Here is an 8,814-nt window from a genome sequence, read left to right as displayed (position 1 = left end):
CACAAGCCCCCACCTAACCAGCTACGTGGCGGGGGCGAAGTCGGTCACCCCGCACCAGCCCGACCCCGCGCTTCCGGTTCGTCGTCAGCCCGCCGTCGACGGTCTCCTGCCCAGGGCGGGAGACCGTCAGCAGCCGACCGGAGAGGAGCCGACGACCACGTCGTCGAACCAGAGGGTGTCGTCGCCGGTTCCGTAACTCTCCCAGCCCAGCCGCAGGGCGGTGGGCCGCGGCGGAGTCGTCCGGGAGAGCCACTGCGCGTCGACGTCCTGGGTCGGTACGCCGTCGGCGTGCAGCCCCGGCACCTGCTCGTCGTCGAGCCAGGTGTCGAGTCCCGGCGCCGAGGTGTCGACCGCGAACCGCAGGCATTGCCAGGTGTCAGTCGGCAGGGGCCTGCTCAGGCCCACCCCGACCGGGCTCTGCGCCGGAAGCGTGGCGTCGTCGCTTTCGCGGTTCCACTGCAGGGCGCCGTTCTGTCCGCCGATCCGCAGCGCCCGGCCGCCCTGGGAGCTGTCCGGCATCGACACGAAGGTGACGTGTGCGGCCGGGAGGGCGGTGGTGTGCCGCACCCACATGCGGACGTGCATCACCGGGCCGATCGACGACAGGTCAGCGGTGGCGGCGACGAAGGCGTGATTGCAGTACCCGGCCCGTCCGTCCAACCGCAGCGATCGCGTTCCGCTGTGCGCGACCGCCGTATCGACGGCGGCCGTGCCCGTGCCCTGGCAGTCGGGCGCGGTGAACCGCCAGTTCCCGGACGGGGTCGGGCCGGCCTGGTCCTCGAAGTCCTCACAGACGGCAGCGTCACCGCACTCCGCGGAGGGCGGTGTGGTGGGGGGTGGTGTCGTGGGGGGCGTGGTCGGCGGTGAGGTGCCGTCACCGCCGCAGGACACACCGTTGAGGGTGAAGTCGGTGGGCACCGAGTCGACAGACTGTCCGGTCCCCTGCAGACCGAAGCCGACGGCACCGCCGCCGGGCAGCGCCCCGTTCCAGGCTGTGTTCACGGCGGTCACGGAGTGGCCGGTCTGCGTGACGGTCGCGTTCCAGGCGGAGGTGACGTGCTGGTCGCCGCCGTACGTCCAGGCCAGTCGCCAACCGCTGAGCGCTTCACCGGTATTGGTGATGCGCACCTCGGCGGTGTAGCCGCCGCTCCACGCGTTCAGGGTGTAGTCGACGCGGCATCCGGACGCCATGCCGGAGCCGCTGGCGGGCACCACGGCAAAGAGGGACAGGGCCAGCGCGAGAGCGGCCACGGCGGCTGTCCAGGGTCTGCGCAGTAATCGCACGGGAAGATTCGGCATGTGCGCCTCCTCGGGGTGGGGAACCGTAGGAAAGTTCAGGAGTGGGAGCGCTCCCATACATCACATCGACATGACGGCGTACTGTCAATACGGCAGCCCGGGTCGGCGTCGGCCACTGCCGGCCGAACCACCCTCCTCGACATCTCGTGGAGGCGGCTCAGCTGCATGTCGGTGAGCCGCCAGGGTCTCCGCATCCGTACGCGAAGCCCTCGGCGCTCAACCTGATGCGCACCCGCCTCGAGGGAATTGCCCGCGGCCCGTGGCGGAGCCTTCCCCGCCCCGGCAGGGGCAGGCAGCGCATTTCACCGCGCGCGGTACGTCCTCATCGACGGTGGACGCTGACGGCATAGCCACCGCCGTCGTAAGGCTCGGCATCCCAGGTGGCGAAGCGGTCGACGAGGGCAAGGCCGGACGCTGCGCAGCCGTCGTCGTATTCCGGCAGTGTGAGACCGGGCGGCACAGGCAGGTGGGCCTCGTCCAGGCCGAACCCGGAGACCAGCAGGCCGCCCGGGCACAGGGCCGCGGACAAGCGCTTGATCACCTCGGTTTCGGTGCCGGGGGCGAGCAGCGGGAAAATATTGCCCGCAGCAACGACAAGGTCGAAGCCCACCGCGATGCCGAGCCGTTCCGGCTCGAACTCCGCCAGGTCGTGCTGGAACCACGGCAGCTCCGGCGCCTGCTTCCGCGCCACCGCAAGCATCGACGCGTCGAGGTCCACCCCGACGCAGTCGTACCCGAGTTCAGCAAGCCGGATCATGACCCGCCCCGTGCCGCACCCGGCGTCCAGCACCCGCGCTCCGGGAGGCACAAGAGCTGCGCAGAACCGCGCCTCACCGTGCATGTCCTTGCCACTACGGGCCAGCGTCGCGAATCGTGCGGCGTAGTCCTCCCCGGATGCCTTCCCGGTCAACTCCGTCCAGCGATTCATGAGGTCAACTATAGGCCGCCGGTGTTGCCGCGCCCGGAATCGGGCGGACTCGCACCCGGGGGCCGAGGCGAGGCGGGGCAGCACGGACCCCCGGAGCGCAGGGACGCCGGCCCTCCGAGGTGTCCCGTGATCGCACGTTGCCGTCCCGCGTCCGCGCGATGCGCGGAGGGAAACCCCAGCCGACGCGCGGCTGGGGTTTCTCCGTACAACGGGTGCTGGTCAGCGGCCGGCGCTGCCACCGCCCTGAACCACTCGTCCACGCACCGGCGGACCGCACCGCATCGCGATCGCGTGAAGCGGCAGGATCACCGCTGCAGGGTGAGAACGCCCGGCCGCCACGGCAGTTGGTCGTAGCTGCCGCCCGCGGTGGGGGACTTCCCCTGGTAGAGGAACTGCAGGTTGCAGGGGTCGATGGTCATGGTCTGGTCGGGGTTGTTGCGGACCAGGTCACCATGGCTGATGTCGTTGGTCCAGGTCGCACCGCTGTTGGCCTTGCCCGCGAAGGGGCTGCTCTCGCTGCCGGCCTGCGGTGTCCAGGAACCGCCCAGGCTGGATGCCGTGAAGGAGCGGAAGTAGCGCCCATTCGCACCCATCGCCTCAACGATCATGAGGTACTGGCTCTGGCCCTGAACCTTGTAGACCTGCACCCCCTCGAACAGGTTGTTCGTCGAGTCGCTCATGACCGTCGTGTACGACGAGCCGAAGTTTCCCGGGAAGTTGCCGATCGGCATGCTCGCCCGGTAGATCTTGCCGTTGTCGCCCGCGAAGAACAGGTACATGTTCTGGCCGTCACCGATCAGGGTCTGGTCGATCGGGCCGGTGCCGGAGCCGGAGATGCTGCCGGTGAACAGCGACTGCGGCGAGGACCAGCCGTTGGGGTTGGTGGGGTCGCTCGACGTGCGGTAGACGAAGGGCGACGCACCCCACTGGTACGCCAGCACCCAGATGTTCTTGGGCGCGAAGTAGAAGAGCGTGGGCGCCACTGCGGCCTGGCTCATCCCGGTCTGGCCGGCCGACGCCATGTCCGACCAGTTCGTGAAGGGGCTGAACGCCATCGAGCCGTACGACGATCCCGACACGTTCGACGCGTAGACGAGGTGCTTGCCGTTGTACACCACGTCGGTGAAGTCCTTCAGCGCGACCCACCCGTTCGCGGGCTGCGCCAGGACGCCCGTCGACGACCACCGGTACGTCGACGGAAGCGCACACGTACCGCCCGTCGGCGGGGTCGTCCCGGACAGACCGGTCCACTTCTGGTTACCGCCGCCGTTGCACGTCCAGATCTCCACCGCCGTGCCGTTGGCCGTACCGGTGCCCGTCACCTCCAGACACAGTCCGGACTCCACTCCCACAACCGTCCCGTCGGAGTTCACCTTCCACTGCTGGTTCGCACCGCCGGAGCAGGTCCAGATCTGCACCCTGGTACCCGCCGCGGTGGCATGGCCCGGAACGTCCAGGCACTTGTTGCCGTACACGGTCAGCTGGTTGCTGTCCGTCGACGTCCACTGCTGATTGGCCCCGCCCGAGCAGTCCCAGATCTGCAGGTAGGAACCATCGGCCTGACTGGCGTTCGGCACATCAAGACACCGGCCGGAACCGACACCGCGCAAGGCGCCGCTGGTGGCCGCCTGAGCCGGGCCGGCAACGAGCATCGCCGCTATCGTGACCAGGGCCGCAACCGCGGCCGCGAGCATCGCAGACAGGTGTCTGCGGCTGAGACTTCCTTTGCGCATCGAGGCTTCCTCATCCTTGAGTAGGTGGTTCTGGTGGGGTGACCGGAGACCGTCCGGACGGCGGGCGCCGGGTGTCGTGTTGCGCCCCCGCCGCTCGGTGCCCCTGCGCACTCCGCGGGCCGTCACCGTGTCCCGCACCGGCCTCGGGGGCGCCCGTCGGCGGGCGGATGCCACCGGCGGCTGCCGACGCGCGACGGCAGGTGATTGACGAAGCCATGACACATACATGCGTGGCGCACTCCTTGATATTCGGCTGTTCCGATGGGCGGGCCCCGGGGGTGTCCTGCCGTACGAGCGAGCTTTGTTCGTGATATCGAACGAAGGTCGAGATGTCGAGCACCCTGGATCATAGGGACCTGGCGAACAGCGTCAATACCTTGCGCATGATTCGCCCGACTGACCGAAACATTCGAAGAGTTCTGGAATGAAAGACCGCAGGTCAAGGCCACCACATAGCCGGAATGGGCCGAGGCCATCCACTTTGACCGCACAGTGAGGATGAAGTCCGGGAGGGCGCCGCCCCTACGGCCGCCTCTGCCCTATCAGCGAGACATCAAATTTACGAACCATGGCCGAAATTTCGGACCTCCTCCGCAGGCACGCGTCGCCGCGCCCCGCCCCGTCCCACGGCCGCCCGAGAACGCGCATTCTCTTGCGGCGGAGCTGCACGGGGGGCTCGCGCACCGCATAGGCTCACGGCGCGCGTCGACCAGCCCGCGCGTGTCGGGCCCTGTGCCCGAGCAATCGGATGAAGGAGACTCCCCTGTGACGGATGCACATGACGAAGAAGTGCTCGCCCGGATCGCCGAGGGGCTTGTCTACACCGAGTCGGAAGCGGCCTTCCTGGCTCCCCGGCGCCGCACAGAGCAGATCTTCGAGTACAACCACACGCCGCCGAGCGAGGCGGAAAGGCGTCGGTCGCTGCTCGTCGCGATCCTCGGCTCCGTCGGTGAACGCACGGTGCTGCTGCCGCCGTTCCACGCCGCGTTCGGCAGCAATGTCCACATCGGCGACGACTTCTTCGGAAACGTGAACCTGACGTTGGTCGATGACGTGGACATCCGCATAGGCAATGACGTCATGATCGCTCCCAGCGTGACGCTGACCACGACGGGGCACCCTGTGCACCCAGCGCGCCGAGACGACTTCGGGCGCTTCTCCGAGCCGATAGTGATCGAGGACAAGGTCTGGATCGGCAGCAATGTGGTGATCCTGCCCGGCGTCCGCATCGGGTACGGCTCGGTGATCGGCGCCGGCAGTGTCGTCAGCCGCACCATTCCTCCGATGACCGTGGCTCTCGGAACACCTTGCCGAGTGGTCCGCCGCATCACGGACGAGGACCTCACCACGCGCACTGCCGGACACTAGGGCGACGGTCCGCCGGCGGCGAGGTCCCCCGCAGTCACCGGTCCCGTCCGGTACGTGTGGCACCCAGGCGGTGAACACTCCGAGTGCCGTTGCCGACCCCATCCGTATCCGCCGTTGTTGACGTCGTGTGTCCTTGGCTTGTTGCATGATCGGGCGGCCGTTCGGCGACAGGACCACCGAGCGGCAGTGGCACCACACCATTCAGCGGCTGGAACAGGGGCGTCGTGACCGGGATCGAGCAGGAGGAGAGGCGGATCTCGGACGGTCTGTCCATCATGCACGCGCTGGCCCGCACTCTCGGTCACACATTCTCCGAGAAGACTCCGCGGTGGGCAGATCTCGGCTTTCCCGTCATCGACCGGGGCACGTATGCGATCTTCCCCCTCATGGTGGCCCGTGCGCAGGAGGACGGCGACTCCGGCAGGGCCGGGCGCCTGTCGGACACGAGGCACAGCCTGCAGCGCAGCTGTGTCCACTTCTTCGGAGGTGACGACTTCCATGCGGAGATGGAGCTCGACGCCGAGGAGGGGTACGGCCGGAGGCTCGCTGCCGCCGGAGCCGTCGTCACCGGACCGCCCTGGCAGTGCTTGTGGTGTATCCAGCGCTTCGCCGTAGTGCTCGCGCACTCGGTCGATCAGCCACGGGCGTCGGAAACCCTCGCCCTCCACGTCGTCCCGATGGACTGGGTACGGTACCGCCCGCTCAACCCGGGAACGAAACGCGAGGCATCGCGCCACCGACGGATCATCAAGGAACGGGACGCCGCCGATGTGGTCTGGTCGTGGCCGCTTCCGGTTCCGGTTCCGGTTCCGGAGGAATGAGACATCACGGATGCGGGTCGGTAGCCCTCCGTCCTGAGCGGCGGGGCCGCGCTCGACCGGGCGGGGGGCGCAGTGCCCGCGGACCCACTGCCGCCTCGTCACCGCCCGCCGGACCCAGCTCGCCGTTCTCGTCCGTGGGGGCTTCGCCGCACACCCTCACGCCGGCCAGGGGCCTCCTCCGGTGCCCTCCCGGGCACCGTCCCCGCCGGCAGCAGGACCGACGGTGAAACGGAACGGCAACCGGACCCGCCGCTCGACGAGGTCGAAGCCGATCCGCAGGAGGTGGACCATGTCAGGGGCACCCTCGTGGTCGGTGGTGTGCAAGGTCTCGACGCGCGGGACGCAGCCTGCCGGCAGGCCGAGGCGGGCACGTGCCGCGGTTCCGTTCCACACCACAGCGTCCGCGCCGAGTTCCGGCCGCAGCCGGCTGACGAACACCTCCTCCAGCGGCACGGGGTGGTCTGTCTCCACCTCGTCGACCAGCAGCAGTTCCCCGGTGTCGCGGTCCCAGGAGAAGGCGCGACGCAGTGCCGTCAGGCCGTCCACCGCGTAGGCGTCCGTGAGGTCGAGAGTCAGGTCCGCGCCGTGCGTGTGAAGGTGCAGCTTCAGGACCTGGGCCGCGCGGTCGCCACCCGCGGACTGCTCGTGTGTGTCGACGCGGGGCACGGAGTGCGCTCGGGAGGAGGCGTGCAGGAAGGTGTAGCGGGTGGCCTCGTCGAAGTACCCCTTGCGGTACTCGCCGGCGCCCAGGTCGGCGAGGAGCACCTCGCCCCTGGCCGCCAGTACGAACTGGCCGAGGTCGTTGTGGTTGTGGGGCTCCGCGTTGTGGCCGCCCTTGGCCGCGAAGGCCACGTCCTGTCCACGGTCGACCAGCCAGGCGAGGTCGGGGAGATACGCCGTGGCCGGCACGGGTTCCGGCGCGGGGGCGGGGTCCGGGGCGCCCCAGCGCAGGGTCCGGGAAAGATCGGACCAGTCCCGTGGGAGGGCCGTCCCCCTGTCCGTGGTCTCCACCGCCTCGACGGGGAACCGGACCCCGAGTCTCCGCTCCAGTTGCCGGGCGAGACCGGCGGGCACGCGAGGCCGTTCCTCCCCGTCCGAGAAGGCGGGGAAGAGCCCGCCGCCCAGATGCACCGCGCCCGGGAACCGGGCAATGGCCGGCACCTTCGGGTGCGTGAGCAGATCCTCCCCCGTGCACTCGCGCAGCCCCTCGGCGAAGTAGACGAAGTGCGCGAACCCGAACACCCAGTAGCCCACGCCTTCCGCACAGCCCCCGTCGTCGCCGAAGCCACTGAGGTACGTGAGCTGGGCACGTCGGCACCGGTCGAGGACGCGGGTCAGGCGCGGCCCGGGATCCCACAGGGCCAGTGCCGCGAGACCAGCGCAACCACCGCACACGGCTGCCCAGTTGTGCGCCCAGCCCTCCCATGGAAGAGGGCGTTCGTCGTCGGCGAGGAGGGACAGCACCCGGTGCTCCACCTGGTCGCGCACGCGGGCGGCGACCCGGGGATCGAGCCGGCCGCCGCAGACCTGGACCGTCTCGGCGAGCAGTTGCGCGGTGAGGGCGGCAAACAGGTCGAGGCACTGGTCCATGCCCCGGCCCAGGCTGGTCGCATGCATCTCGTGGGCGGGCAGCGCCCACGTGTACTCGTCGCATACCGACCACAGCGCATCGGCAAGGGCATCGAGTCGTACACCCGGGTCCATCAGCGCCTCGGCCGCGAGGGCCGTCACGAGCGCTCGACGCCGGAAGTACAGCTCCTCGTACGCCAGACGGTCGCCGTCGTCGTCGAAGCGGCGGTAGGCGGAGAACGGAAGGTCCGGCATGTGCGTGCTCCGCGCGGAGTCCGCCGCCGACCGGATGCGGGCGTGCAGCCTGCCCGGCCAGTCAGTGTCCGGCCATTGCCGGGGATTCCCCGCCCCCTCGGATGCCGTCGGTGCCATCACACCTCCCCTCTCGTACGACAGGATCGTCCGCCGCGACCGGATCGCCGAGGGCCACCATGACGCGGCAGTTGCGCCACACCACGAACAGCGCGCACCCGGGCAACACCGCGAGCCCCAACAAAGGCGCCTGATTGACGAGCAGCAGGACCACGAATCCCAGCACGAGGTTCATCAGGGCCAGCCGCCCGTGCCGGACCACGGCGTACGGTGCCATCAGGAAGATCCGGCGCCCGACGCTCCCGCCCCCGGCCACGTGCGCGAGCGCGACCGGCCACGCGGCGGCAGCCACCAGGACGACCACCAGTGTCATCGGCACGACCGCAGCCCCCAGCGCGCGTGTCCGCAGGGTCACGACATCCACGGCCGCCGCGATCACGAGCAGCACGAAGGGCGCCGAGACCAGCACCGCTCGCCGGAACACCTGCCGGTACGCCCGGACGAACAGCCTCACCGACGCCTGCTCGTCGCCGGTCGTCGCGCCGAGACAGACGAACGCGGCGGCGAGGGAAGGCCCCGGCAGCGTCAACAGCAACACGCCGAAGAACACGGGGTGCCGCCAGGGCTGATGGGTCACTTGCAGCGCGACGAGCAGGGGCAGATTCGAGACGGCGATCCCGAGGTTGACGACCAGGACACGGTGCACGTGTGCCCAGATCAACTCCCATGAGTCATGAGTGACGTTGAGGCGCGAACGCCGGCTCGCCTCCGTACTCTCCACCCC

At 69.5% G+C, this 8,814-nt stretch carries 7 protein-coding genes; 2 read left to right on the top strand and 5 right to left on the bottom strand.

The features are described 5' to 3' along the window. Positions 1–126 precede the first annotated feature (126 nt). The 3 genes from ABZ434_RS32545 to ABZ434_RS32535 all read right to left on the bottom strand — a co-directional run bounded on the left by ABZ434_RS32545 (position 127) and on the right by ABZ434_RS32535 (position 3,960). Positions 127–1,299, bottom strand: a complete 1,173-nt coding sequence (locus tag ABZ434_RS32545) for a cellulose-binding domain-containing protein (RefSeq protein ID WP_359144445.1) — start codon at positions 1,297–1,299, stop codon at positions 127–129. Between the two features lie 322 nt (positions 1,300–1,621). Continuing rightward, complete coding sequence (locus ABZ434_RS32540) at positions 1,622–2,227, bottom strand: class I SAM-dependent methyltransferase (protein WP_359144442.1); 606 nt, start codon at positions 2,225–2,227, stop codon at positions 1,622–1,624. A gap of 305 nt (positions 2,228–2,532) precedes the next feature. Beyond that, complete coding sequence (locus ABZ434_RS32535; protein ID WP_359144439.1) at positions 2,533–3,960, bottom strand: non-reducing end alpha-L-arabinofuranosidase family hydrolase; 1,428 nt, start codon at positions 3,958–3,960, stop codon at positions 2,533–2,535. 765 nt (positions 3,961–4,725) lie between these two features. Here ABZ434_RS32535 and ABZ434_RS32530 point away from each other — a divergent pair. Both ABZ434_RS32530 and ABZ434_RS32525 read left to right on the top strand, forming a co-directional pair. Next, positions 4,726–5,328 carry a sugar O-acetyltransferase gene (locus ABZ434_RS32530; RefSeq protein WP_359144436.1) on the top strand — a complete coding sequence of 201 codons (603 nt, stop codon included), beginning with the start codon at positions 4,726–4,728 and terminating at the stop codon, positions 5,326–5,328. A 224-nt stretch (positions 5,329–5,552) separates the two neighbouring features. Then, the gene (locus tag ABZ434_RS32525) at positions 5,553–6,149 is read left to right on the top strand and encodes a hypothetical protein (protein ID WP_359144433.1); all 597 of its coding nucleotides are present in this window, start codon (positions 5,553–5,555) and stop codon (positions 6,147–6,149) included. 156 nt (positions 6,150–6,305) lie between these two features. Here ABZ434_RS32525 and ABZ434_RS32520 read toward each other — a convergent pair whose 3' ends face one another. Then, entirely contained in the window at positions 6,306–7,973 is a 1,668-nt protein-coding gene (locus tag ABZ434_RS32520) for a heparinase II/III family protein (RefSeq protein WP_359144430.1), read from the bottom strand. A gap of 61 nt (positions 7,974–8,034) precedes the next feature. Beyond that, positions 8,035–8,811, bottom strand: coding sequence for a hypothetical protein (locus ABZ434_RS32515; protein ID WP_359144427.1), 777 nt, complete (start codon positions 8,809–8,811; stop codon positions 8,035–8,037). Between the last annotated feature and the right edge of the window lie 3 nt (positions 8,812–8,814).

The sequence above is a fragment of the Streptomyces sp. NPDC005761 genome (assembly GCF_040630635.1).
Taxonomy (GTDB): domain Bacteria; phylum Actinomycetota; class Actinomycetes; order Streptomycetales; family Streptomycetaceae; genus Streptomyces.
This window is presented reverse-complemented; position numbering and strand designations above follow the sequence as displayed.